Source organism: Pelagivirga sediminicola, assembly GCF_003072125.1.
Lineage (GTDB): Bacteria > Pseudomonadota > Alphaproteobacteria > Rhodobacterales > Rhodobacteraceae > Roseovarius > Roseovarius sediminicola.
Window position 1 is genome coordinate 1 of sequence record NZ_QCYH01000078.1, and the last position, 564, is coordinate 564.

Here is a 564-nt window from a genome sequence, read left to right on the forward strand (position 1 = left end):
AAAGACATACACTAAAGCGATACAAAAATTCAAAAGACTTATTCGATGACCTGATGTCTGACTAATTAAATTAATGGCAAGATTTACGTTAACCTATACATTTTGCTCACCTCTTATGGAATTATGGTTTTTGTGCTGCTAAAATATGTTTTAGAAGATTGAATACCATGTTATGAAAAATCACGTTTATATCTCCCTGATATTATTTCTCATGTTACTATTGGTGTTTTTTGGCTGTGCAAAAAATCGGAATCAAATAATGGGATCAGAGTTATCTCAAATCCAAACAAAGACTTCTGTCATTTTGAGTATTTGAAACTGCTCGTAGCATATCAAGTATACTTACATCAGCATTCTTAATGCTAATGTCTATGGTATGGTCGCTGCTATAAAGCTCTTTGTGGAATTGATCTGCGAAAGAACGAGACATGAATATAATATCAGTAAAGTCTAATTCGACCTTACATTCACCTTCTTCCTTGATCATATCAACAAGTTTTGAAGCAAACTCTCGTGTATCGAGTGTGAGCGGCAAACGACTGGGTAACAAAATAGTCCTCATGT

General features: G+C 34.0%; 1 protein-coding gene. It reads right to left on the minus strand.

Features of this window, described 5'->3' with window-relative positions; translation table 11 throughout:
- Positions 1 to 271 precede the first annotated feature (271 nt).
- Positions 272 to 564, minus strand: a 293-nt coding sequence (locus DC366_RS20700; RefSeq protein ID WP_118193389.1) for a hypothetical protein, incomplete at its 5' end; no start/stop codon positions are given.